17 protein-coding genes are annotated in these 24,664 nt (G+C 73.6%); 14 read left to right on the top strand and 3 right to left on the bottom strand.

The annotated features are described in order from the left end of the window. Window positions 1–50 precede the first annotated feature (50 nt). Window positions 51–521 carry a DUF6099 family protein gene (locus RI578_RS08985; RefSeq protein ID WP_310870621.1) on the top strand — a complete coding sequence of 157 codons (471 nt, stop codon included), beginning with the start codon at window positions 51–53 and terminating at the stop codon, window positions 519–521. A gap of 43 nt (window positions 522–564) precedes the next feature. Here RI578_RS08985 and RI578_RS08980 read toward each other — a convergent pair whose 3' ends face one another. Then, window positions 565–741 (bottom strand): hypothetical protein, encoded by a 177-nt coding sequence (locus RI578_RS08980; RefSeq protein WP_310870620.1) that lies wholly within the window; start codon window positions 739–741, stop codon window positions 565–567. A gap of 253 nt (window positions 742–994) precedes the next feature. Here RI578_RS08980 and RI578_RS08975 point away from each other — a divergent pair, with 253 nt between their 5' ends. From RI578_RS08975 to fxsT, 6 genes are all read left to right on the top strand, one after another. Beyond that, window positions 995–1,918 (top strand): LLM class F420-dependent oxidoreductase, encoded by a 924-nt coding sequence (locus RI578_RS08975; RefSeq protein WP_310870619.1) that lies wholly within the window; start codon window positions 995–997, stop codon window positions 1,916–1,918. 157 nt (window positions 1,919–2,075) lie between these two features. Beyond that, window positions 2,076–3,566 (top strand): 3' terminal RNA ribose 2'-O-methyltransferase Hen1, encoded by a 1,491-nt coding sequence (locus RI578_RS08970; RefSeq protein ID WP_310870618.1) that lies wholly within the window; start codon window positions 2,076–2,078, stop codon window positions 3,564–3,566. Further along, window positions 3,563–6,112, top strand: coding sequence for a polynucleotide kinase-phosphatase (locus RI578_RS08965; RefSeq protein WP_310870617.1), 2,550 nt, complete (start codon window positions 3,563–3,565; stop codon window positions 6,110–6,112). The genes RI578_RS08970 and RI578_RS08965 overlap by 4 nt, the downstream gene beginning before the upstream one ends. A gap of 191 nt (window positions 6,113–6,303) precedes the next feature. Next, window positions 6,304–7,854 (top strand): effector-associated domain 2-containing protein, encoded by a 1,551-nt coding sequence (locus RI578_RS08960; RefSeq protein WP_310870616.1) that lies wholly within the window; start codon window positions 6,304–6,306, stop codon window positions 7,852–7,854. Then, window positions 7,851–8,975 (top strand): AAA family ATPase, encoded by a 1,125-nt coding sequence (locus RI578_RS08955; RefSeq protein ID WP_310870615.1) that lies wholly within the window; start codon window positions 7,851–7,853, stop codon window positions 8,973–8,975. Before RI578_RS08960 ends, RI578_RS08955 begins: the two co-directional genes overlap by 4 nt. Continuing rightward, window positions 8,976–13,616 carry an FxSxx-COOH system tetratricopeptide repeat protein gene (fxsT, locus tag RI578_RS08950; RefSeq protein WP_310870614.1) on the top strand — a complete coding sequence of 1,547 codons (4,641 nt, stop codon included), beginning with the start codon at window positions 8,976–8,978 and terminating at the stop codon, window positions 13,614–13,616. It abuts the gene before it with no gap. Between the two features lie 138 nt (window positions 13,617–13,754). On the opposite strand, the gene RI578_RS08945 is transcribed toward fxsT, so the two are convergent. After that, window positions 13,755–15,077, bottom strand: a complete 1,323-nt coding sequence (locus RI578_RS08945; protein ID WP_310870613.1) for a cation:proton antiporter — start codon at window positions 15,075–15,077, stop codon at window positions 13,755–13,757. 179 nt (window positions 15,078–15,256) lie between these two features. On the opposite strand from RI578_RS08945, the gene RI578_RS08940 reads away from it, so the two are divergent. The 7 genes from RI578_RS08940 (at window position 15,257) to RI578_RS08910 (ending at window position 24,165) form a co-directional block, all read left to right on the top strand. Continuing rightward, window positions 15,257–16,420: a hypothetical protein gene (locus RI578_RS08940; RefSeq protein WP_310870612.1), complete on the top strand. Its 1,164-nt coding sequence runs from the start codon at window positions 15,257–15,259 to the stop codon at window positions 16,418–16,420. Then, entirely contained in the window at window positions 16,417–17,547 is a 1,131-nt protein-coding gene (locus RI578_RS08935) for an effector-associated domain 2-containing protein (RefSeq protein ID WP_310870611.1), read from the top strand. Before RI578_RS08940 ends, RI578_RS08935 begins: the two co-directional genes overlap by 4 nt. Window positions 17,548–17,649: 102 nt before the next feature. Further along, window positions 17,650–17,889, top strand: a complete 240-nt coding sequence (locus RI578_RS08930; RefSeq protein WP_310870610.1) for a hypothetical protein — start codon at window positions 17,650–17,652, stop codon at window positions 17,887–17,889. A 107-nt stretch (window positions 17,890–17,996) separates the two neighbouring features. Beyond that, on the top strand, window positions 17,997–20,201 hold the full coding sequence (locus RI578_RS08925) for an aKG-HExxH-type peptide beta-hydroxylase (RefSeq protein WP_310870609.1): 2,205 nt from the start codon (window positions 17,997–17,999) through the stop codon (window positions 20,199–20,201). A 63-nt stretch (window positions 20,202–20,264) separates the two neighbouring features. Beyond that, a complete protein-coding gene (locus RI578_RS08920; RefSeq protein WP_310870608.1) occupies window positions 20,265–21,488 on the top strand; it encodes an arginine deiminase in 1,224 nt (407 codons plus the stop codon). An 86-nt stretch (window positions 21,489–21,574) separates the two neighbouring features. After that, complete coding sequence (gene argF / locus RI578_RS08915) at window positions 21,575–22,582, top strand: ornithine carbamoyltransferase (RefSeq protein WP_310870607.1); 1,008 nt, start codon at window positions 21,575–21,577, stop codon at window positions 22,580–22,582. A 137-nt stretch (window positions 22,583–22,719) separates the two neighbouring features. Then, window positions 22,720–24,165, top strand: a complete 1,446-nt coding sequence (locus RI578_RS08910; RefSeq protein WP_310870606.1) for an amino acid permease — start codon at window positions 22,720–22,722, stop codon at window positions 24,163–24,165. On the opposite strand, the gene RI578_RS08905 is transcribed toward RI578_RS08910, so the two are convergent. Continuing rightward, window positions 24,122–24,577 (bottom strand): ATP-binding protein, encoded by a 456-nt coding sequence (locus RI578_RS08905; RefSeq protein ID WP_310870605.1) that lies wholly within the window; start codon window positions 24,575–24,577, stop codon window positions 24,122–24,124. The two genes, RI578_RS08910 and RI578_RS08905, sit on opposite strands and share 44 nt — an antisense overlap. Window positions 24,578–24,664 lie beyond the last annotated feature (87 nt).

Genomic DNA, 24,664 nt, shown 5'->3' with positions numbered 1-24,664 from the left:
AGTTCGGGCGGACGCGCCCTGAGCGCGTCGGAAACAGACGGGGGCAGCGCATGGACGCTGTGCGGCTCATCGTGACGAGTGGACGCGCCCTGGCAGCCGGCGGCGAGGTGCCGGACATCCTGACGGAGGTGTGGCAGGTGCAGGCCCTGGCACAGGCGATCGGCAGCCGGCTGGCGGTCTCCGGACCACCCGAACTGCGCGGTGAGGCACTGGGGCTGACCGAGCTGGCGGGCCGCGGCTGCGGAGTGCTGCGCACCCCCGACCTGGCCCCGGGCGAGCTGCGCGCCGCCCAGCTCACCGAACTGGGCGACGCCCGCCAGGCCCTGATGCGCCTCGGCACCCTGCTGGGCGAGACCGGCATCGCCCTCGTCGGCATCGCCTGCGCCGCGGACGACGAGGCCACGTACTGGCAGTGCATGGAGGCGATCGACGCGGCGGACGAGTCACGGGACCGGGTCATGGAGATGCTGCGCAAACTGGCGGACCGCGACGCGGAGTTACCGGAGCGGGAGGCCGGCTAGCCATGACACCGCGAGCCGCCGACCGCATCCCCCCCCGCACGCCTCAGTCGGCGTGCCCCTCCGCCCCCGCCTGCCGCCCCTGGCCCCCGGCCGACTGGAGGTCGGCGTCCAGAGCCGACAGGTCCGCGTTCAGCGCCGCCATGAGTTCCTCCATCTGCTGGAGCAGCCCCTTCGGCCGGGCATCCGCCCCGCCTCCCTGCGGCACGGTCTCTTCGGACATGACGGCCTCCTCGGCCCCGAGGCCCCCCACCGGGGAGGCCGGCACTGGTGACGCACCGGCGCACACGGCCCGGCGCGGACGCCGGGCGATCCGGCTCCGCCCCGGCAAACGATCACCGTCCGGCCCGGTCACTGGACCGACCCCGCAACAGGCCCGGGAATGACGCGAAATCACCCGCCGGAGGCCGGGAACGCGCCGGGCCGACGGAAGGAGCCTGTGCGACGCTCCCCAGCCGAGCAGGCAGGATGGAGACATGGATCTCCGTATCTTCACCGAGCCCCAGCAGGGGGCCACATACGACACCTTGCTCACCGTGGCGAAGGCCACCGAGGACCTCGGTTTCGACGCTTTCTTCCGCTCGGACCACTATCTCCGCATGGGCTCCGTGGACGGCCTCCCCGGACCCACCGACGCCTGGATCACCCTCGCCGGCCTCGCCCGGGAGACCAAGCGCATCCGGCTCGGCACCCTCATGACCGCCGGCACCTTCCGGCTGCCCGGCGTCCTCGCCATCCAGGTCGCGCAGGTCGACCAGATGTCGGGCGGCCGGGTCGAGCTGGGTCTGGGCGCCGGCTGGTTCGAGGAGGAGCACAAGGCGTACGGCATTCCCTTCCCGAAGGAGAAGTTCGCCCGCCTCGAAGAACAGCTGGAGATCGTCACCGGTCTGTGGGCCACGGAGGCCGGCAAGTCCTTCGACTTCCACGGCAAGTTCTACGACCTCACCGAGTCGCCCGCGCTGCCCAAGCCCGCGCAGGCGAAGGTCCCCGTGCTCATCGGCGGCCACGGTGCCGTCCGCACGCCGCGGCTGGCCGCCCGGTACGCCGACGAGTTCAACATCCCCTTCGCCTCGGTCGAGGACACCGAGCGCCAGTTCGGCCGGGTCCGGGCCGCCGCCGAGGAGGCCGGCCGCGGGGCGGACGCGCTGACCTACTCCAACGCCCTCGTCGCCTGCGTCGGCAAGGACGACGCCGATGTCGCCCGCCGGGCCGCCGTGATCGGCCGCGAGGTCGAGGAGCTGAAGGCCAACGGCCTGGCCGGCTCCCCGGCCGAGGTCGTCGAGAAGATCGGCCGCTATGCCGAGGCCGGCGCGCAGCGGATCTACCTCCAGATCCTCGACCTCGACGACCTGGACCACCTGGAGCTGATCTCCTCCCAGGTCCAGGCGCAGCTGTCGTGACGCGGTGACGCCGCCCCTCGAATAACCGAAGGCGCCGGTCACCAGCCCTGTGCGATGGTGTGACCGTCGTCCTGCCGGAGCCCCCGGGAACAACCCCCTGGGGGCTCCCGCGCGTACGGCACCTCGTAAGCATCCGCCGGCCGGAGAGGCCCTCCGCATGTTCCTGACCATCACCACCACCGGTACTCCCGAGCGCCCCGCGACCGACCTCGGCTTCCTGCTGCACAAGCATCCCGACAAGGCGCAGGCGTTCTCCACCTCCTTCGGCACGGCCCACGTGCTCTACCCGGAGGCGGCGGAACAGCGCTGCACGGCCGCGCTGCTGCTGGAGGTCGACGCGGTGGCGCTGGTCAGGCGCGGCAAGGGAAAGGGCCGGGGCGGCGCCCCGGACGCGGCCCTCGCGCAGTACGTCAACGACCGCCCCTACGCGGCCTCCTCGCTCCTCGCCGTCGCGCTGGGCAACGTCTTCTCCAGCGCGATGCGCGGCGTGTGCAAGTCCCGCCCCGAGCGGGCGGCCGAGCCGCTGCCGCTGCGCGTCGAGGTCCCGGCGCTGCCCGCCCGCGGCGGCCCCGACCTCGTACGCCGCCTCTTCGAGCCGCTCGGCTGGACGGTCACCGCCGAGGCCGTCCCGCTGGACACCGAGTTCCCCGAGTGGGGCGACTCGCGCTACGTCCGCCTCGAACTGGAGTCCGCGGCCCGCACCCTCGCCGAGGCCCTGCGCCACCTCTACGTCCTCCTCCCGGTGCTCGACGACGCCAAGCACTACTGGGTCTCGCCCGACGAGGTCGACAAGCTGCTGCGGGCCGGCGAGGGCTGGCTGCCCGGCCACCCGGAACAGAAGCTGATCACCAGCCGCTACCTGTCCCGCCGCTGGTCCCTGACCCGCGAGGCGATGGACCGGCTGGAGCTGATCCGGCTTGCCGAGACCGACGACAGCGACGTCGCGGAGATCGACAACGCGGTCGAGGCGGAGGCCGAGCAGGAGGAGAAGCCGACCCCGCTGGCCGTGCACCGCCGCGAGGCGATCCTCACCGCCCTCCGGGACAACGCCGCCGCCCGCGTCCTCGACCTCGGCTGCGGCGAGGGGCACCTGGTGCGGGAACTGCTCAAGGAGCCGCGGTTCACCGAGATCGTCGGCGTGGACGTGTCGGTGCGCGCGCTCACCATCGCCTCCCGGCGCCTCAAGCTGGACCGCATGGGCGAGCGGCAGGCGGCGCGCGTGCACCTCTTCCAGGGCTCCCTCGCCTACACCGACAAGCGGCTGGGGGGCTACGACGCCGCCGTGCTCAGCGAGGTGATCGAGCACCTCGACCTGCCCCGGCTGCCGGCCCTGGAGTACGCCGTCTTCGGTTCGGCCCGCCCCCGCACCGTCGTCGTCACCACGCCCAACGTCGAGTACAACGTGCGCTGGGAGTCCCTCCCGGCCGGGCACGTCCGCCACCGCGACCACCGCTTCGAGTGGACCCGCGAGGAGTTCCGCACCTGGGCGCAGACGGTGGCCGAACGGCACGGCTACGGCGTGGAGTTCCGCCCCGTCGGCCCCGAGGACCCCGAGGTGGGCCCGCCCACGCAGATGGCCGTGTTCACCCGGGCCGCGAACGACCTGAAGACCGCGAACGAGAACGAGAAGGAGGCGAAGGCCGCATGAGCGCCACCGACACCCCCGTGCGGGCCCGCGCCCTGCCCGTCACCGACCTGTCCCTCGTCGTGCTGATCGGCGCCTCCGGCTCCGGCAAGTCCACCTTCGCCCGGCGCCACTTCAAGCCCACCGAGGTCATCTCCTCCGACTTCTGCCGGGGCCTGGTCGCCGACGACGAGAACGACCAGAGCGCGAGCCGGGACGCCTTCGACGTCCTGCACTACATCGCCGGCAAGCGGCTCGCCGCCGGCCGCCGCACCGTCGTCGACGCGACGAACGTGCAGCAGGACGCCCGGCGTCAGCTGATCGACCTGGCCAGGAAGCACGACGTGCTGCCCATCGCCGTCGTCCTCGACGTCCCCGAGGAGGCGTGCGCCGAGCGCAACGCCACCCGCACCGACCGGGCCGACATGCCCCGCCGGGTCATCCAGCGCCACACCCGCGAACTCCGCCGCTCCCTGCGGCACCTGGAGCGCGAGGGCTTCCGCAAGGTGCACGTCCTGCGCGGCACGGAACAGGTCGAGCAGGCCACCGTCGTCACCGAGAAGCGGTACAACGACCTCACGCACCTCACCGGCCCCTTCGACATCATCGGCGACATCCACGGCTGCGCCGCCGAGCTGGAGACCCTGCTCGGCAAGCTGGGCTACACCGACGGCGTCCACCCCGAGGGCCGCACCGCCGTCTTCGTCGGCGACCTGGTCGACCGCGGCCCGGACAGCCCCGGCGTGCTGCGCCGCGTGATGTCCATGGTGAAGTCGGGCAGCGCCCTGTGCGTGCCCGGCAACCACGAGAACAAGTACGGCCGCTTCCTGAAGGGCCGCAAGGTCCAGCACACCCACGGACTCGCCGAGACGATCGAGCAGATGGACGGCGAGAGCGAGGAGTTCCGCGCCGAGGTACGGGAGTTCATCGACGGCCTGGTCAGCCACTACGTCCTCGACGGCGGCCGGCTCGTGGTCTGCCACGCCGGTCTGCCCGAGAAGTACCACGGCCGCACCTCCGGCCGGGTCCGCTCGCACGCCCTCTACGGCGACACCACCGGCGAGACCGACGAGTTCGGGCTGCCGGTGCGCTACCCGTGGGCCGAGGACTACCGGGGCCGCGCGGCCGTCGTCTACGGCCACACACCGGTCCCCGAGGCCACCTGGCTCAACAACACCATCTGCCTGGACACCGGCGCCGTCTTCGGCGGCAAGCTCACCGCGCTGCGCTGGCCCGAGCGCGAACTGGTCGACGTACCGGCCGAGCGGGTCTGGTACGAGCCGGCCAAGCCGCTGCGCACCGAGGCGCCCGGCGGACACGACGGCCGGCCGCTGGACCTGGCCGACGTGCACGGACGCCGGGTGGTGGAGACCCGGCACGCCGGGCGGATCACCGTGCGCGAGGAGAACGGTGCGGCCGCCCTGGAGGTCATGAGCCGCTTCGCGACCGACCCGCGCCTGCTGCCGTACCTCCCGCCGACCATGGCACCGACCGCCACCTCGGGGGTGGACGGCTACCTGGAGCACCCGAAGGAGGCCTTCGCCCAGTACGCGGCCGACGGGGTGGCGCGGGTCGTGTGCGAGGAGAAGCACATGGGTTCGCGCGCCGTGGTGCTGGTCTGCCGCGACGCCGAGGCGGCACGCGCCCGGTTCGGGGTGGACGGCCCCACCGGCTCCCTCTACACCCGCACCGGCCGCCCGTTCCTCGACGACGCGTCCGTCACCGAGGCGATCCTCGACCGGCTGCGCACCGCGATCGGCGAGGCCGACCTGTGGGACGAACTGGCCACCGACTGGCTGCTGCTGGACGCCGAGCTGATGCCGTGGTCCCTCAAGGCCTCCGGGCTGCTGCGCTCCCAGTACGCCGCCGTGGGCGCCGCCTCCGGCGCGGTGTTCCCGGGCGCGCTGGCCGCACTGGAGGGCGCCGCGGCGCGCGGCGTCGAGGTCGGGGACCTCCTCGACCGGCAGCGCGGGCGGTCCGCCGACGCCGCCGCGTTCACGGACGCCTACCGCCGGTACTGCTGGCCCACCGACGGCCTGGACGGCGTCCGCCTGGCCCCGTTCCAGATCCTGGCCACCCAGGGCCGCAGCCTGGCCGCACTGCCGCACGACGAGCAGCTCGCCCTCGTCGACCGGCTCGTCGAGCACGACGGCAGCGGCCTGCTGCAGACCACCCGGAGGCTGTACGTCGACACCGGCGACCCCGAGTCGGTGGCGGCGGGCACCGACTGGTGGCTGGAGATGACCGGCCGCGGCGGCGAGGGCATGGTGGTCAAGCCCATCGGCGCCCTGGTCCGCGACGACAAGGGCCGCTTGGTGCAGCCCGGCATCAAGTGCCGCGGACGCGAGTACCTGCGGATCATCTACGGTCCCGAGTACACGCGCCCCGACAACCTCGCCCGGCTGCGCGGACGGTTCCTGAACCACAAGCGGTCCCTGGCGACCCGTGAGTACGCCCTCGGCCTGGAGGCCCTGGACCGGCTGGCGGACGGCGAGCCGCTGTGGCGGGTGCACGAGGCGGTCTTCGGCGTCCTGGCGCTGGAGTCCGAGCCGGTGGACCCCCGGCTCTAGGTGTATTGACCCGCGTCAACAACCCTGCGGGTCAATACACCTAGCGCACGTTTCCGGCCGAGTTGCCCCCGGCGGGGCGGCTCGGCCGGACTCCGGCTCCCCACACCCCACGTGTCCCTGGTTAACCGTCAGTTGCCGTGCTAACTTCGCAGGTCGGTCAGGCAGACGTACCGACTCATGGGGGACAGTCGGTGGAGACAGGCGCGGGATTCGGCGGAGCCGAGGGCGACTCCGGGCATGCGCGAGGGCTGGCACTGCTGCTGGAGCTGACCGAGGCGCTGTGCGGACTCAGTTGTACGGAGGACCCGCAGGGGCGGGGCCAGTTCGCCGCGGTGCTCGGGGACCAGTTGGGCCGCCCCGTCGACCTGCGCGGTGTCAAACAGCGCGAGGACGTGGTCACCCTGGTCCGCACCGCCCTGAACGTGGAGGGCGGGGAACACGTACTCGTCGCAGTGGTGCGCATCCTCGAAGGGCCCCTCGCCGGCGACGAACTGGACCGGCTGATCACCCCCGACGCGCCCGCCGCTTCCGAGGCGCCGCCGGGCCCGCTCGGCCGGGACGACGAGACCGGCGCGCGCGCCGTCCTCGCCAGGGGCGACCTGCCCGCCGGCCGGCTGCGCGACGACCTCGCCGAGGAACTCAACGGCCTCGATCTGCCCACCGGGCTCTTACCCGACCAGCTCTTCCTCCACGTCCTCGCGTGGAACGCCCAGCCGGACGGGCTGCCCCCCGCCGTCCTCCTCCTCGACCGGGCGGCCCTCCTCGCCGCCACGCGCGGCCACCGCGCCGCGCTGACCGACTGGGTCGACGACTGGGCCAAACGGGCCGGCCTCGCCGCGGAGCTGAAGCGGCGCCGGGAGGCCCGCGCCCGCGTCGTGCGGGACCCCGACATCCCCCGCTGCCTGATCGTCGCCGTCGAGCCCGCCCGGGACGGCTCCGACGACGTCGTCGTACGCCCCTGGCTCAACACCGTGCCGGGCCACTGGGATCCGCAGCCCGGCGCGCCCGCCGTGACCACCCTGGACGCGCTGGGCCCGGCCGTCGACGACGCGCTGCGGCAGGGCGGCCGGCTGTGGGCCGGGCCGGGGGAGCCGGCCTCCTCCGGTGGACACAGGCAGCCGTCGGCGTACGTGGAGTTCGTCCTTCCGTACGACCTCCTCAACCACGATGTGGCGGGTTTGACGTACCGGATCGGCGACGGGCGACCGTTGCCGCTCGGGCTGAAGTACGGGGTGCACCTACGGAGTCTGGAGCGGATGCGCACCGACGACGCGCTGGTGCGACACCAGTGGCAGGAGCGCTGGCACGCGCTGCGGCAGCACGGGGTCGGCGTGCACGCCTGGAGCGAGCCGGACGGGCGGCGGCTCGACGCGTGGCAGGCGACACTCGCGGGGGACACCAGACACACGGCCGTGGTGCTGGACGCCCCGGCCCGGGTCTCCGCCATGGAGGCACTCAAGGCGGCCATAGCGGAAGGCATCGGGCTGGCGGTGTGGGACCGCAGAGGAGCCTTCCCCGAGGAGCGACGCGAGGTGGTGACGGCCGTGTTCGCCGCGGTCCCGACACCCGGTCAGATCCCGCTCGCCATCCACCGGTTGCGTCAGAACGCCGCACTGAACCAGCAGGGCCCCGGCCGGCTTCTGGGGCGGCACATCGGATTCTTCTGGGATGATCCCACTCGAATCGTCGACATGCACACAAGCGACCCCGGCGATCTCGCCGGCGAGGAGGCACCGGCATGAACGCGCAGGAACAGACGTCCCCGAACGGCTGGCGCGTGTTCCACGGCACCGGCCGGCCGCCGGTCGTCCCGCCCCCGCTGCCCCAGGCGCCGCCCTGGCGCCGGTTCCTCGGCGCCCCGTCCCAGCCCGCCCCGCCGGACGAGCCGGAGGCCGCGGTGCGCCGGCTGGGCCCCGGCGACGTCACCCCGCAGCTCGGCCCCGACGAGATCGACACCGTCAACGCCGCACTGCTGCTGCGCCGACCGCTGCTGATCACCGGACCGCCCGGAATCGGCAAGTCCACGCTCGCCTACGTGATCTCCCGGGAGCTGGGCCTCGGCAGGGTCCTGGAGTGGAGCATCGTCAGCCGGACCACGCTGCGGGACGGGCTGTACGTCCACGACGCCATGGGCCGCGCACAGGCCATCGCCGCCTGGCAGGCCGGCCTGCGCGGCACGGCGGCCCGGGAACCGGACGGGACCGGACCGGCGACGGCCCACGAGGACGGCGCGGTGGCCGTACCGGACGACGTCAACCCGGCGGTCGTATCAGCACACAGTCAACTCCCGCCCGTTCTCGGAGACTTCATCACCCTCGGGGCCCTGGGCACCGCCCTGCTGCCCTACGATCGTCCACGGGTGCTCCTTGTCGACGAACTCGACAAGAGCGACATCGACCTGCCGAACGACCTGCTGCACGTCCTGGAGAACGGAAGTTATGACGTCCCGGAACTGGTGCGCGACGCCGTGGACACCGCGCGCGTCCACACCAGCGACCCCGCCGGCCAGGCGCTGGTGCGGGGCGGGCGCGTCGAGTGCCGGGAGTTCCCGGTCGTGGTGATCACCAGCAACGGAGAACGCGAGTTCCCCGCCGCCTTCCGCCGGCGCTGCCTGCCGCTGGAGCTGCGTACTCCCAGCCGTGAGCAGCTGCTCGCCCTGGTGGAAGGCCACCTGGGCGTCCGGCCCGAGGGCACCGAGCGCCTGGTGGACGAGTTCGTCGGGAGGATCCGGTCCGGCGGCACCCACTCACTGGACCAGCTACTCAATGCCGTCCAGATGACTACCGCGGGTGGTTTCCAGGCGAACGGTGACGGGCGTAAGCTCGTGGAAATGCTGCTCCGCGACCTCGCGAAGGGCCGCTGAATGACCGGCTTTCCCAGGGAGCGCGCATCCGGACCGGGCGACGGTGATCCCGTATCAGGGACGTCGCCTCCGTCGGCGTTTCCCGAGTCCGTCGAAGGCGCGAGTGGGTACGGAGCGGCGGTCACCGCTGCCCCGGCCCAGGAGGCGACCGTCCGAGACCAGCCGCCGCCGGACGGGACGGAGCCGTCCGACGCGCACTGGCGGGAGGTCGCCGAAGCGGTCTGGCTCGCCGCGTACTGGAACCGCCACGGCGGCCCGGGCAGCGACCACCCCGTACCGGCGCAGGGCCCCGCCCCCGCGCACCCGCGGCCCGCCCGCACCACCGAGACGGAGAAGGAGACCGGGGCCGAGAGCCAGGCCGAGGCCGAGGACGTACGGCCTACGGAACCGTCCCCGGCCGACGACGGCACACCCGCCGGCGGTCCCGCACCGGCCCCGCGGCCGACCGTCCCCGGCACCGGCTTCCACGCCGCGCCCGCACCGCCGGACGACCCCGCGGACCGGCCCTCGCCCACCGGCCCGCCGGACGGCGCGCCCGCCGAACGGGCCACCCGCCGAAGGCTGTTACCCGACGCCGAGGGCACCTTCGCGCTGCACGTCGGGCGGCCGCTGCTGCCCGCCGAGGAGCGCCCGCAGCCCGGCCCGGGCCGCACCACCGCGCTGCTCGCCCGAGCCCTGCACCAACTGGCCCGGCGCATCCCCTCCCGCCACACCCTGGAGCTCGACGAGGAGGCCACCGCCGAGCAGGGCCTGTCCGACGGCCTCTGGCTGCCCTTCCTGCGGCCCGCCCGGGCAACCGCGTTCGACCTCGTCCTGCTCGTCGACGACGCCCCGACCATGCGGATCTGGCAGGAGACCTGTGCCCGCCTCACCGAGGCCGCCGAGCACAGCGGCGCCTTCCGCGGCGTCCGGGCCGTCCGGGTGCACGTCCCGCGCACCGGCACCGCCACCCTGCGCCGGCCCGCCGACCGCGCCGCCGCCGACCCCGCCGAACTCCTGGACGGCCGGGGCGGCCGGGTCTTCCTCGTCGTCACCGACGGGCTCGCCCACGGCTGGGCGGCCCCGGCCGCCGACGACCTGCTCGGCCGGCTCGGCCACGCCGGCCCCACGGCCCTCGTCCACCTGCTGCCGCCGCACCTGCGGCACCGCACCTCCCTCTACCCGTACCAGGCGGTCCTGGAGGCCGGCGGGTTCGGCGCCCCCAACGACGGCCTCGGCCACTGGGCGCCGCCCGGCGGCCCCGACCCGCTGCGCCCGCTGCCCGAGGCCGGCGACGGATCCGTGCCGGTGCCCGTGCTGTCCCTCAAGCCCGGCTCCCTCGGCACCTGGGCCGACCTCGTCACCGGCGAGCGGGGCGTACGCCGGTCCCTGCCCGTCGTCCTCGCCGGCGCCCTCGCCAAGGGTGCGCCCGCGCCCGGCCTGCGCGCCCCGCGCCTGCCGCGCGCCGCCACCGCCGCCGTACGCCGCTTCTTCACCCTCGCCACCCCCGCCGCCCGCCGGCTCGCCACCCAACTGGCGGCCATCCCCTTCGAGTTCGACCTCGTGGAACAGATGCGGCGGCGCACCATGCCGGAGACCGGCCCCGACCACCTCGCCGAGATCCTCATGGGCGGGCTGATCGACTGGAACAGCGGCGGCGAAGGCCGCCCCGAGTTCGCCGACGGGGTCCGCGAGGCACTGCTCGCCACCACGACCCGCAGCCAACTGGCGCGCACGGTCAGCATGGTGGGCGAGCTGCCGGCCGCCGGACCGCGGGGCGTCGCCCTGCGCGCCGCCCTGCACGACCCGGCCGGAGCAGCCCTGCCCGACCCGGCCGAAGGCGGCTGGGTGCGCAGCGAACTGGCCGTGATGCGCGCCCTCTCGGGGCCCTACTCCGAACGGGCCAGGCGCATCGAACCCCAACTCTCCGGGCGCCTGCCGCCCGGTGCGGCCGAACGGGTGGGCGCCGGTTTGCCCGCGGGTACACCCACTGAGGTGAACCCTGCGGGCGGCGGGGGATCATCCGGCGGCCGAGAAGGCAGTGATCCAGCGTCGAGCAACCCCGACGAACCTGGAGACCACGTGCCGCCCCTGGTAACCGACGCGACCCCACCCGAAGCCCCGGAGGCTGAGCAGCTCATGCAGAGCACCACGACCGCGACGCCCGCCCTACTGGTGAACGTTCCCCTGCGGAACACCTCGTTCGTCGGCCGGCAGGGGCTGCTGAGGGCCGTGGAGGAGCAACTGAGTGCCCAGGACACGGCCGCGGTGCTGCCGCACGCGCTGCACGGCCTGGGCGGCGTCGGCAAGTCCCAGCTCGCCCTGGAGTACATCTACACCCACCAGCACGAGTACAAGGTGATCTGCTGGATCCCCGCCGAGCGGGAGAGCCTCATCCTGGCCGCGCTGGGCACCCTCGCCGCCCAGCTGGGCGTCGCGCCCTCCAGCCAGGACCGCCTGGGTGCCCCCGCCGCCAACACCGCCGTGCCCGCCGTACTGGAGGCGCTGCGCAACGGCGCTCCGTACAACGACTGGCTGCTCGTCTTCGACAACGCCGAGGACGTCGAGGCGGTACGCCAGTACTTCCCCACCAACGGGCCGGGCAAGGTCATCGTCACCTCCCGGAACCGGGCCTGGGAACGAGTGGCCACCCCCCTGCCCGTGAACGTCTTCGAGCGGTCCGAGTCCATCGAACTGCTCCAGAGGCGCTCGCCCGACCTGAGCAGCGAGGACGCCGACCGGCTCGCCGACGCCCTCGGCGACCTGCCGCTCGCCGTCGAGCAGGCCGGTGCCTGGCGCGCGGTCACCGGCATGCTCGTCGACGAGTACCTCGACCTGCTCGCCCAGCGCAGCCCCGAGATCCTGGAACTCGACCCGACGCCCGACTACCCGGTCTCCGTCGCCGCCGCGTGGGACCTCTCGCTGGAACGCATCCAGCGGAACAACCCGGGCGCCCGGCAGCTCCTCGACATCTGCGCCAGCATGGCCCCCGAGCCCATTCCGCGCTCGATCCTGCGGGGCAGCCGCGGCGTGAGCATCACGCCCGAGGTCGACCCGCTGCTGCGTCAGTCGATCCGGCTGAACCGCGCGGTGCGCGACCTGAGCCAGTTCTCCCTGATCAGGGTCGACCCGCGCGCCGACACCCTGCAGATGCACCGCCTGCTGCAGACCGTGCTCCTGGCCAAGCTGGGCGAGGGCGAACGCGAGCGGATGCGCGGCGCCGCGCACCAGCTGCTGTCGGCGGCCAAGCCGGGCGCCTACGGATCGTCCCTGGAATGGCCCGACTACCAGGCGCTGCTGCCCCACGTACTCGCCTCGCAGTCCGTGACCAGCTCCGACACCTGGGTGCGGGACCTGGTCGCGGACACCATCTGGTTCCTCTACTACTGGGGCGACCACCAGGGCGCCGCGGACTACGCGCGGGAGGCCTGGAGCCGCTGGCTCGCGGCCTCCGGCGAGGAGGACATCCACGTCATCCGCATGACGAAGAGCTTCTCGTTCCTGCTGCGGCAGACCGGGCAGGTCTCCGAGTCGATCCCGCTGATCGAGAAGGCGCTGGAGACGTCCCGCCGGCTGGAGGTGGAACCCGAGGAACTGATCGACTCCCTGTGCGAGATGGCCGACGCCCGCCGCTACCAGGGCCGGATGGAGGAGGCGCGGAGCGTGAGCCGGGAGGCCACCGAGCTGGCCCGGTCCCTGTTCGGCTCCGACGACCCCGCCACCCTGCGCGCGACGCACTCGTGGGGCGTCGACCTCAGACTGGTCGGTGAGTTCCGCGAGGCCCTGCCGCTGGACCAGGAGAACGCCCGGCTGCGCGACCTGCTCTTCGGCCCGGCGAGCTTCTTCACCCTGAACACGCTCAACGGCCTGGCCATCGACATGCGCGAGAGCGGTGACTACCCGGGCGCCCGCGACTTCCAGGAGGACGTGTACCGCCGGGCGCGCACCGCGTTCGGCGACGAGCACCCGCTCACCCTGCGCATCGCCCGCAACCTCGCGGTGTGCCGGCGCCGCGACGGCGCGCTCGCCGAGGCGGCCAAGCTCACCGAGGAGACGCTGCGGCGCTTCGTCAACCGCTACGACAGCGACCACTCGGACTCGTTGGCGACGGCGACCAACCTCTCGGTCGACCGGCGCCTGGCCGGAGACCTCGAAAGCTCCCGTGAACTGGCCGAGGACACCGTCCGGCGTTACGAGCAGCGGCTCGGCGCCAACCACCTCTACACCCTGCTGACCCGGGCCAACCTGGCGGCCACGCTGCGGACGCTCGGGGCACTGGACAGCGCGCAGGAGGAGGAGGACGAGGCGGCGCGCCGCCTGGCCGAGACGGTGGGGGAGCGGCACGTGACCACGCTGACCACCGCCATCGGACAGGCCAGCACGGCCTACGCCCGGCTGGACTTCGACCGGGCCCGGGAGATCGACGAGGCCAACCTGCCGCTGCTCGCGGAGGTCGCCGGCGAGAACCACCCGCTCACGCTGTCCTGCACCGCCAACCTCTCCCTCGACCTGCGCGGCCTGGGCCGCGGTGCGGAGGCGGACGAGCTGCAGCGCAGGGCCGTCGAGGGCTTCACCGGCGCCGTCCGCGCCGACCACCCCTGGCTGGCCGCGGCACGCCAGCGCCGCCGCATCGAGTGCGACATGGCCCCGATGCCGCTGTAGCCCGGGCGGCCGGGCGGGGCGCGGGGGCGCCTTGCCCGGCGGTGCGGTCCGCCGGAGTCACGGCACCGCGTCGGTGCGGGCGGGCGTGCCGGCCCGCCCCTCCCGCGTCCGCGGCACGGTCCGTCGGACAGGCCCCGCCTAGCCGACGTCCGCGGGTGCCGTCGTCGTCCCGTCCTGGGAGGGCGGGGGCGCGAAGGGGGCGGGGGAGGGGGGCCGTGAGGCCCGGTCCCGTTCGGCCAGGCGGCGGGTGAGGAGCAGGAGCGGCTGGGTGAACAGGGTCGTGGCGAGCGCCATGAAGACGAGCACCGTGTAGAGCGGGGCGCTCAACAGGCCCGCCTGGAGGCCCGCGTTGAGGGCGATCAGCTCGGTGAGGCCGCGCGCGCTGAGCAGTACGCCGACGGTCCGCGCGTCGTGCCGGTCCAGGCCGCCGAGCCGGGCCGCGAGGGTCCCGCTGCCGATCTTCGTCGTGACGGCGAGCACGGTCACCACCAGCAGGACGGTCCAGCCCGTGCCGTCCATGCTGTTCAGCGCCACGGACTGCCCCGAGATCACGAAGAAGAACGGCAGCAGCAGCGAGCTGACGTCGTGCAGCGGCCGCAGCAGGTCCGGGTCGAGCGTGCCGCCCTCCTCGCGCGGGACCACCACCCCGGCGAGCAGCGCACCGAAGATCACGTGCAGCCCGAGGGAGTGCGTGACCCACGCCGACCCGAGGGCGAAGCCGATGAGGAGCGCCAGCCGCAGCGAGGGTTCCATCCGTGTCCGCCACAGCAGCCGGCGCAGCACCGGCCGGGCCGCGACCGCCATCACGGTGACGAAGCCGACGGCGAGCGCGACCCGCCACGGCCAGTCCAGCGCCGTCCCGGAGCCGCCGCTGTCCATCAGCGCCGCCGCCAGCACGGTCCAGCAGACCGCGTCCAGCACCCCGGCCGCGGAGACCGCCACCACACCGGGCACGGACCGGGACAAGCCGTTCTCCCGCACGATGGCCGTCAGCACGGGCACCGCCGTTATCGACAGGGCGACCCCGGCGAACACCACCATCGCGGGGGACAGGTCACGCGGCATGCCCAGGCCGTGCAGCTGCTCCCGGAACAGCAGCGCGCCCCCGCAGCCCACGGCCATCGGCACCACGAACGAGGCCAGCGCCACGGTCAGCGAGGTGCGGGCACGGTCACCGAGGATCTTCAGATCCAGTTCGTAGCCCACCGCGAACAGGAAGACCACCAGCGCGAACTGTGCGAAGCCGGTCAGCGCCGGGCCGATCTCCTCCGGGAACAGCGACGCGTACGCGTCCGGTGCCAGTGCTCCGAGCAGGGAGGGGCCGAGCGCGATGCCCGCCGACAGCTGGCCCACGATGTACGGCTGTTTCAGCCGGCGGGCCAGCCAGCCGGCCGCGTGGGCGACCACCAGGACGAGAGCCGAGGCACCCACGAAGTGCGTGATCATCGCGTCAGGGCTCATGGTGTCTCCCCCGTTGGTCCGGTGGTCATCCGGTGGCAGGCCTGTTCGACGGTCCCCTGTTCGGCGGCTCCGTGTTCGGATCGTCCGCCGCAGTACAGCTCCAACCTCCCTAGAATAGAAGTGATTTGACGGTGCATCGAAAGTCGTACGCGAACTTTCACCAGGGTCACGGGGGGCACATGACGGCGGTCGTCTTCATCCACGGCACAGGGGTTCGCGAACCGGGCTTCTCTGCGCTCGCGGGGCGCTTCTCCGCCGGAGTGACGGCCCTGCGCGGCGGACTGCGCATCGTGCCGTACTACTGGGGCGGCGAGCACGGGGCCACCCTCGCCGCCGGCGGAGCGAGCCTGCCGCCGTCCGCCGGTACCAGCCGGGGCCCCGCCGCACCGGACGCCGGCGATGACGACACGGCGGTCTGGGCCGCCCTCTACGCCGACCCGTACGCCGAACTCGCCCTCGCCGCCGCCGGGTCCGCCCCGGCGGCCGAACTGCCACCGGGCTCCCTGCCACCGGACCAGCGGATCCGGGCACGGCTGGCCGCGCTCGCCGCCGAGGGCGACGCACCGGCGGCCGACCTGGGCCCCGGACTGGCCCGCGCCGCCACCGACCTGGCCGCCCACCCGCTGCTCGGCGCCGCGGCCGGCGGCCTCGCCCCGGACGACCTTCCCGACCTCGTCGCCCGCAGCCTGACCGCACAGGTCGTCGCCGGCGTCCTCGACTCCGACGTCCCCCTGGTGCCGGTCGGCGCGACCCGGGACGCCGTCACCGACCGGCTCGCCGACGCCCTCGGCGCACCGGCTCCGGGCACGGCGCGGGGCGTGCGCTCACTGGCACTGAGGGTCGCGGGCTCGGCCGCCTCCCGTGCCGTCGTACGCCGTCGCCGCGCCCTCACCGAAGCCGCCCACCCGGCCGCCGGGGACGTCCTGCGCTACCTCAGCCGGGGCGAGGCGGTCCGCGCCGGACTGCGCGCCCTGCTGGCCGGGCTGGAGCCGCCCGTCGCGATCGTCGCCCACAGCCTCGGCGGCATCATCGCCCTGGACACCCTGATCCTCACTCCGCAGCCCCAGGTCCGGCTGCTGGCCACCGCCGGTTCCCAGGGGCCGTTCCTGTACGAGTCCGGGTCCCTGCCCTCCCTCGAACACCCCGCGCCGCTGCCGGACCGCTTCCCCGACTGGCTGAACCTGTACGACCCCCGCGACCTGCTCGGCTACCTGGGCGGCGACCTGTTCCCGGGCCGCGTCACCGACATCGCCGTCGACAGCCGTCAGCCGTTCCCGGCCGCGCACAGCGCCTACTGGACCAACCCCGCGGTCTACCGGCACATCGTGGACCGGCTCCCGTGACCGGCCGGCCCCCCGCCCCGGGCGCGGACCCGGCGCGCGTGCACGCCCTCGTCGTCGGCGTCGAGGCCTACGACGCCGGTACCGGCTGGGACCTGCCCGGGCCCGCCCGGGACGCCGTCCGCTTCCACCGCCTGCTGCGCGCCGCCGGAGTACCGGAGGCCAACATCCGGCTGCACCTGGCCCCGCTGCCGCCGTACGTCCCCGAAGTGCCGTACGCACCCGCCGACCACGCCACGCTGCGCCGGGTGCTCGTCCGCGAACTCCCAGCCGCCCGGGGCGACGTGCTCTGGGTCTGGTGGGGCGGCCACGGTGTCCTCGACCGGTCCGGGCACCTGCGGCTGTTCTGCGCGGACGCCACCACCGACGACAAGCTCGGCATCGACCTGGACTCCGCGCTCGAACGGTACGCCGGGGACGCCGTGCCCGGTTTCGCCGACCAACTGTGGATCGTGGACGCCTGCGAGACCTTCGAGGAGGCGCTCGCCTTCCGGGAGCCGCTGCCGCCGGACGCGCTGCCCGTCGGGCGGCGCAGCACCGCACACCGGCAGAGCCTGCTCCGGGCCGCCGGACGGGGCCGGGCCGCCGCCAACGACCCGGTGCGTGCCACGGGCCTGTTCTCCGACGTCCTGCTCGCCCTGCTGGCCGACCGGACGGCCGTACTGCCGGCCCCGCCCGATGCGGAGGAACTGTTTCCGGCCGTACGAGCACGTATCGCTGCCCACAGGGACGCGGGTCGTACTCTGCAGTATCCCGAGATCCGGCTGCAGAGCCCCGAACGCACCGAGATACTCGCCCCGGCCGCGCCGAACGGCCGGGAGCGGCAGGTCTCCCCGCTGCTGCGGGCCGTGGACGCCCTCCTCGCCTATCCGCTGATGAGCGACCCGACCGAGCGCCAGACGGTGGTCGCCACACTGGGCCCCGGCGTCACCGGAACACTGTCCCGTCACACCAAGGCGCGCACGGACGCGACGGGCATCCTCAACGGGCTCGCCCGGCACCGCCCGCAGGCTTTGTGGGAACTGTTCGACGCCGTGGTGTCCGTCGACGACGACCCGGAGCGCGGAGCCGAACTGGAGGTGGCGTTAAGGGAGTTGATGGACTTCGCAGGGTGCTCGCATCGCCGGTGATGATCGGGTGGCGTGATCGTACGGTTTTCGACATGGGTCGGAATGGCCATGATGGAAAGGACACGGGGCATCGAGTGCCACCGTGCGAGAAGGGGGAGCATCTTGGACCAGCCGCCCGCTCTGCGCCATGCCGAAGCCGCCACCCGAGAACGGCCGGCCGCCCTCGGGCGTGCCGATGCCTGGGAGTCGGATCTGGCGGACGTCGCGGCGCTGCCCCTGACCGCCGTGGACGGACTCACGCCGCTCCGCCCCACCGCCCGCCTTCTCGAAGAGGTTCTGCGCGCTCGCGGCAGCATCAGAGGCGGCGGCGAGGGTGGCGGGGGCGGCGCCCGGGCCGAATAGCCGCCGCCCGCACCCGACGTCGGAGCCGCCCCGACGACGGAGCCCCGACGAGGCCGCGCGCCCGCCGGGGCGCCCGCATGCCCGCACCCGACCGGAGGTCCCCGCCCATGACCAGCGAGCCGCGCCCCGCCCCGTTCCGCGTGCCGGACCGGCTCTTCGCGGAACTGGCCGCCGGAGGCGGTTCCGCGGAGGCCGTCGCCTTCCTGGAACGGGGAGAGCGGGCGCGGCGGCTGCTCCTGCTGCGGACGCTGCTGGACCGGCTCGCGGAGCTGCCCACGCCCCTCACGCCGGTCGCCGACGCCTGGAACACGTTCAAGGAGGCCGCCGAGCGGGCGCCCGAGGCGGTCGACCGGCTGCTGCTCGCACCGACGACCGGTGGCTGGATCGCCCACATGCTGCGCCGGGTGCACGGCACCGCCACCGGGCCGCCGCTGTGGGCGGAGGCGGGCCGGCTGAACGTCCTGGCGATCACCGCGGCCCTGCACGCCGGTACGGACACGTCCCTCACGGTCCCACTGACCGACGGCGCTCTCCAACTGCCGGAACTGGGCCTGCTCCGCCTCCCGGCCACGCCACCGGGACCGACCGTCGCACGGGCGACGACGAGATCGGGCGAACTGACCCTCTCCGGCCCTCCGGCACACGCCGCCTCCCACCCCACGGTGACGTGCCGCCCGACGACAGCACCGGCGAGGGGGCGGGGGGCAGGGGAACTTCGGGCGGAGGGGCCCCGCCCGGAAGGACCGCGCCCGGAAGGACCGCGCCCGGAAGGACCGCGGCCGGCAGGACTGCGGCCGGCAGGACCGCGGCCGGGGGGATTCCGTCCGGAGGGGCCCCGCCCAGACGGCTCCCCGCCCGACCCACCAGCGGCGCCGGCCTCCGTAGGCGCAGCCGCTTCCGGAGCTGTATCCGCATCAGGGGCGCCTGCGTCGGCAGCGACACCCGCTTCCGGAGCGGCACCCGCTGCGGGAGCGGCGCCCTCCTCCGTAGCCGCGCCCGCCTCGGGACCGCCCGCCTCGGGACCGCCCACCTCTGCATCGGCGCCCGCTGCCGGAGCGGCGTCGTCCTCCGTAGGCGCGCCCGTCTCGGGGTCGGCGCCCGCGTCCGCGCCTGTGTGGGCATCGGCACCCCCTTTCGAAGCGGCATCCGCTGCCGAAGCGGCGCCCTCCTCCGTAGCCGCGCCCGCCGCGGGAGCGGCACCCGCACCCGCCCCCGTAGAGGCCCCCGCCCCCTGGCTCCCCCTGCGCACGCTCACCCACGCCACCCCCGCCGGTCCCGTCGCCATACCCCTCGACGACCTCGACCCCTACCGCGACCTCGACGACCCGGTCCCGCCCGCCCGGCTGGACGACGACGAGGCGGCGGAGTGGCAGCGGGTCTTCGACGACGCCGTCGCGATACTCGCCGGGGCGGGCGACGGTCAGGGCCCGGGGCGGCTCGACCCGGCGCTGATACGCGCCGTCGTGCCCTGCGGCCGTACCGCCCTCACCCCACCCGCTCCACCGGCCGTCGCCGTCTCCGCCTCCAGCGGCGACTCCTTCGGCGCCATGCTGATATCCCGCCCCGGATCCGCGCTCGCCCTCGCCGAGACCCTGGTCCACGAGTTCCAGCACAGCAAGCTCGCCGCACTCCTCCACCTCTTCCCCCTCCTAGACGACGACCGCGAGGAGCGCTTCTACGCCCCCTGGCGCGCCGACCCGCGCCACCTCACCGGGCTGCTGCACGGCGCGTACGCCTTCACCGGCGTCACCGGCTTCTGGCGGGACCGGCTGGCCGAGCCGGAGCACGCGGAGGCCGCCGCCTATCACTTCGCGCTGCGCCGGCTGCAGAGCCGGCTGGTGGTGCGGACCCTGCTGACCAGTGCCCGGCTCACCGCGCCGGGACGCCGCCTCGTCGAGGGCCTCGCGCGGACCCTGGACGGCTGGCTGCGCGTACCCGTCGACCCGGCCGCCCGGTCCCGGGCCCGTACGGCCGCCTCCCTGCACCGCACCCAGTGGCGGCTGCGCAACCTGGCCGCGCCGGTCGGTCCGGACGGCATCCTCCGGTTCCGCCCGGACCGGGGCTTCTGGCCCGACTCCCGTACCCACGCCTTCGCCAACCGCCCCGCCGCTCCCCGTACCCCCGACGAGCACCTCGCCGCCGGTGACCCGGCCACCGCGCTGGACGGCTACGCCAAGGACCTCGCCCGTGACCCGGCCGACCCCCGGGCGCTGTCCGGCTGGATCGTCGCCCGCGCCACCCTGGACCCGGGCCACGCCACCCGCCGCCCGCTCGCCCGCCCGGAACTGCTCCAGCCGCGGCCCGGCGGCTGATCCGGGCGCACGGGTCTGCCCAAGCAGGGGGTGAACAGGCGCCCGAATGGTCAGGATGGAGGCATGGGATTCACAGTCGACTCCGAAGCCGGGCGGCTCACCCGCGTCATCCTGCACCGGCCGGATCTCGAGCTCAAAAGGCTCACCCCCAGCAACAAGGACGCCCTTCTCTTCGACGACGTGCTGTGGGTGCGCCGGGCGCGCGCCGAGCACGACGGGTTCGCCGACGTGCTCCGCGACCGCGGAGTCGCCGTGCACCTCTTCGGCGACCTGCTCACCGAGACCCTCGACGTCCCGGCGGCCCGGCGGCTCGTCCTGGACCGGGTCTTCGACGAGAAGGAGTACGGAGTGCTGGCCACGGACCACCTCCGGGCCGCCTTCGAGACCCTGCCCGCCGGTGAACTCGCCGAGGCCCTGGTCGGCGGCATGACCAAGCGGGAGTTCCTCGACGCGCACCCGGAGCCGACCTCCGTGCGCTTCCACGCGATGGAGTTGGACGACTTCCTGCTCGGGCCGCTGCCCAACCACCTCTTCACCCGGGACACCTCGGCCTGGATCTACGACGGCGTCTCCATCAACGCCATGCGCTGGCCCGCCCGGCAGCGCGAGACGGTCCACTTCGAGGCGATCTACCGGCACCACCCGCTGTTCCGCGACGAGACCTTCCACCTCTGGTCCGAGGGGCAGGCCGACTACCCGTCCACCATCGAGGGCGGCGACGTCCTCGTCATCGGCAACGGCGCCGTACTCATCGGCATGAGCGAGCGCACCACGCCCCAGGCCGTGGAGATGCTCGCGTACAAACTGTTCGCGGCGGGCTCCGCACGCACGATCGTGGCCCTCGACATGCCCAAGCGGCGGGCCGTCATGCACCTGGACACCGTGATGACCATGGTGGACGGCGACACCTTCACCCAGTACGCCGGGCTCGGCATGCTCCGCTCGTACACCATCGAGCCGGGCGCGGGGGAGAAGGACCTGAAGGTCACCGACCATCCGCCGGAGCACATGCACCGCGCGATCGCCGCGGCCCTCGGCCGGGGCGAGATCCGGGTCCTGACCGCCACCCAGGACGTCCACGCCGCCGAACGCGAGCAGTGGGACGACGGCTGCAACGTCCTGGCCGTCGAGCCGGGCGTCGTCGTCGCCTACGAGCGGAACGCCACCACCAACACCCACCTGCGCAAACAGGGCATCGAAGTGATCGAGATCCCGGGCAGCGAGCTGGGCCGGGGCCGCGGCGGACCGCGCTGCATGAGCTGCCCGGTGGAGCGGGAGCCCGTTTAACGGGCCGTATAGGACTGTATAGAAATTCAGAAGTTCGTATAGACTTCCAGCAGTCAGTCCTCGACCCGCACCTCTGGAGCGCCCCCATGGCGACAGTCCCGACCGCCCTCGCCGGCCGCCACTTCCTCAAGGAGACCGACTTCACCGCGGACGAGTTCCGCGGCCTGGTCGAGCTGGCCGCGGAGCTGAAGGCCGCGAAGAAGGCCGGGACCGAGACACGGTATCTCCAGGGCAGGAACATCGCGCTGATCTTCGAGAAGACCTCGACGCGCACCCGCTGCGCGTTCGAGGTCGCCGCCGCCGACCAGGGCGCCTCGACGACGTACCTCGACCCCGCCGGCTCCCAGATCGGCCACAAGGAGTCCGTGAAGGACACCGCGCGCGTGCTGGGCCGCATGTTCGACGGCATCGAGTACCGGGGCGACAGCCAGCAGAAGGTCGAGGAGCTGGCCGCCTTCGCCGGCGTCCCCGTCTACAACGGCCTGACCGACGACTGGCACCCCACCCAGATGCTCGCCGACGTGCTGACCATGACCGAGCACAGTGACAAGCCCCTGCACGAGATCACCTTCGCCTACCTCGGCGACGCCCGCTTCAACATGGGCAACTCCTACCTGGTCACCGGCGCCCTCCTCGGCATGGACGTGCGCGTCGTCGCCCCGAAGTCCTACTGGCCCGCCCAGGAGGTCGTCGACCGGGCGAAGGCGCTCGCCGAGTCGAGCGGGGCGCGCATCACCCTCACCGAGACCGTGGACGAGGGCGTGCGCGGCGCCGACTTCGTCGTCACCGACGTCTGGGTCTCCATGGGCGAGCCCAAGGACGTCTGGGCCGAGCGGATCAAGTCCCTCGCCCCGTACGCGGTGACCATGGACGTCCTGCGCGCCACCGGCAACCCGGACGTGAAGTTCCTGCACTGCCTGCCCGCCTTCCACGACCTGGGCACCAAGGTCGGCCAGGAGATCTTCGAGGCCCACGGCCTCGACTCCCTGGAGGTGACGGACGAGGTCTTCGAGTCCGCGCACTCGGTCGTCTTCGACGAGGCGGAGAACCGTCTGCACACCATCAAGGCGGTCCTGGTCGCCACGCTGGCCTGACCGGTCGGCCGGCCGGGACCGATGCGTCCACCGAGCCCGTTATTCTGACCGGCGGCCCCGGAGCCACCCCTTCCGGTGCCGCCGGCCGCGACCACCGTCGCGCCCCCCCGCACCACCAGAAACGAGCACCACCCGCAATGCCCGCTTCCCGTATCAAGTCCCCCCACCTCCTCGTCGCCGAATCCGGCGCCGACCGCGAAGGCCACGGCCTGAAGCGCACCATGGGGCTGTTCCAGCTCGTCTGCTTCGGCGTCGGCGCGATCGTCGGCACCGGCATCTTCGTCGGCCTGTCCGACTCGGTCGCCGAGGCCGGCCCCGCCGTCGTCGTCTCCTTCATCCTCGCCGCGATCACCTGCGTCTTCACCGCGTTCGCCTTCGCCGAGCTGGGCGGCGCGATCCCGGTCTCCGGCTCCTCGTACTCCTTCGCCTACGCCGGCCTCGGCGAGCGGACCGCCTTCCTGGTCGGCTGGTGCCTGCTCCTGGAGTACGGCGTGTCCGTCTCCGCGGTCGCGGTCGGCTGGAGCCAGTACGTCAACGAACTGCTCGACAGCGTCCTCGGCATCCAGTTGCCGCACGCGCTCTCCGCGGGCCCCGGCGACGGCGGCGCGGTCAACCTGCCCGCGGTGATCGTCATCGCCCTGGCCTGCGTGCTCCTGGTGCGCGGCGTGCGGGAGAGCGCCCGGGCCACGGCCGCGATGGCCGTCCTCAAGCTGGCCGTCCTGGTCGCCTTCTGCGCCATCGGCTTCTACGCCTTCAAGGACGGCAACCTCAGCCCGTTCTCCCCGGCGGGCCTCGGCGGCATCGGCGCCGGCACCACGGCCGCCTTCTTCTCGTACATCGGCTTCGACGCGATCACCACGGCCGGTGAGGAGGCCAAGAACCCGCGCCGGGACATCCCCATCGCCATCCTGGTCTGCATCGGCCTGGTCACCCTGCTCTACTGCGCGGTCGCCGTCGCCGCGATCGGTGCCGTCGGCGGTGACGCGGTCGGCGACCGGCCCGCCGCGCTGTCGTACGTCGTCAACGAGGTCACCGGCTCCACGATCGGTGGCGGCGTGGTCGCCTTCGGCGCGGTCGTCGCCATCGCCTCGGTGGTGCTCGCCGTGATGTACGGCCAGACCCGCATCCTGATGTCCATGTCCCGCGACGGTCTGATCCCGCGGGTCTTCGAAAAGGTCTCGCCGCGCACCGCGACGCCCGTCGCCGGCACGCTCATCGTCGGCGTGGTCTTCGCCCTCCCGGCCGCTTTCGCCCCGCTGGACGCGGTGGTCAACCTGTGCACCATCGGCACCCTCGCCACCATGGCCGCCGTCAACGTTTCCGTGATCGCGCTGCGCCGCCGCGAGCCGGGCCTCGCCCGTACCTTCCGCGTGCCGCTCTATCCGGTGACGCCGCTGCTCGGGGTCGCCTTCTGCCTGTACCTGATCTACGAGACGGGTGCGGCGACCTGGCTCCAGTTCGCGGTGTTCCTCGCGGTGGGGCTGCTGGTGTACACCGCCTACGGGCGCCGGCACTCCCGCCTGGCCCGGACCGGGGAGGTCACTCCGAAGGACGACGCGGAGCGGGTACCGCAGGAAGCCTGAACCAGACCGCCTTGCCGGACCCGGTGGGCCGGTGGCCGCAGGACGAGCTGAGGGCGCGGATCAGCAGCAGACCGCGCCCGTGCTCCTGCCAGGGGTCGGGCGGCTCCACATCGGGGCGGGTGAGGTCACCGGGCGGCTGCGGGTCCGGATCGTGCACCTCGACCTGGCAGCCGGTCGGCAACAGCTCCACGACCAGCTCGATCGGCGACCCGCCGGCGGTGCGCTCGACGGCGGTGTGCTCGACGGCGTTGGCGACCAGCTCCGCCGTGAGCAGCTCCGCGGTGTCGCCGTCGGCCGTGTGCTCCAGCTCGGCCAGCGCCGTACGGACCAGGGCACGCGCGACCGGCACGGCCGCGGCGGAGTGCGGCAGTGCGATGCGCCAGGAGGCGGGGGCATGGGAGCGATCGTGCACGGCTAGTCCGTTCCGGAGCAGGCTGTCGTCCTGTCCTGCTTTCAACCTTATGAATGGTACGGCGCCGCCCGGCAGAGCCGTTCGACG

Source organism: Streptomyces sp. BB1-1-1 (assembly GCF_031597775.1).
Lineage (GTDB): Bacteria > Actinomycetota > Actinomycetes > Streptomycetales > Streptomycetaceae > Streptomyces > Streptomyces thinghirensis.
This window is presented reverse-complemented; position numbering and strand designations above follow the sequence as displayed.

What these genes read in the sequence shown, in the direction of transcription:
- RI578_RS08985 (WP_310870621.1), top strand. Translation starts at nt 51, where the DNA reads ATGGACGCTGTGCGGCTCATCGTGACGAGTGGACGCGCCCTGGCAGCC.
- RI578_RS08980 (WP_310870620.1), bottom strand. Translation starts at nt 741, where the DNA reads ATGTCCGAAGAGACCGTGCCGCAGGGAGGCGGGGCGGATGCCCGGCCG.
- RI578_RS08975 (WP_310870619.1), top strand. Translation starts at nt 995, where the DNA reads ATGGATCTCCGTATCTTCACCGAGCCCCAGCAGGGGGCCACATACGAC.
- RI578_RS08970 (WP_310870618.1), top strand. Translation starts at nt 2,076, where the DNA reads ATGTTCCTGACCATCACCACCACCGGTACTCCCGAGCGCCCCGCGACC.
- RI578_RS08965 (WP_310870617.1), top strand. Translation starts at nt 3,563, where the DNA reads ATGAGCGCCACCGACACCCCCGTGCGGGCCCGCGCCCTGCCCGTCACC.
- RI578_RS08955 (WP_310870615.1), top strand. Translation starts at nt 7,851, where the DNA reads ATGAACGCGCAGGAACAGACGTCCCCGAACGGCTGGCGCGTGTTCCAC.
- fxsT (WP_310870614.1), top strand. Translation starts at nt 8,976, where the DNA reads ATGACCGGCTTTCCCAGGGAGCGCGCATCCGGACCGGGCGACGGTGAT.
- RI578_RS08945 (WP_310870613.1), bottom strand. Translation starts at nt 15,077, where the DNA reads ATGAGCCCTGACGCGATGATCACGCACTTCGTGGGTGCCTCGGCTCTC.
- RI578_RS08940 (WP_310870612.1), top strand. Translation starts at nt 15,257, where the DNA reads ATGACGGCGGTCGTCTTCATCCACGGCACAGGGGTTCGCGAACCGGGC.
- RI578_RS08925 (WP_310870609.1), top strand. Translation starts at nt 17,997, where the DNA reads ATGACCAGCGAGCCGCGCCCCGCCCCGTTCCGCGTGCCGGACCGGCTC.
- RI578_RS08920 (WP_310870608.1), top strand. Translation starts at nt 20,265, where the DNA reads ATGGGATTCACAGTCGACTCCGAAGCCGGGCGGCTCACCCGCGTCATC.
- argF (WP_310870607.1), top strand. Translation starts at nt 21,575, where the DNA reads ATGGCGACAGTCCCGACCGCCCTCGCCGGCCGCCACTTCCTCAAGGAG.
- RI578_RS08910 (WP_310870606.1), top strand. Translation starts at nt 22,720, where the DNA reads ATGCCCGCTTCCCGTATCAAGTCCCCCCACCTCCTCGTCGCCGAATCC.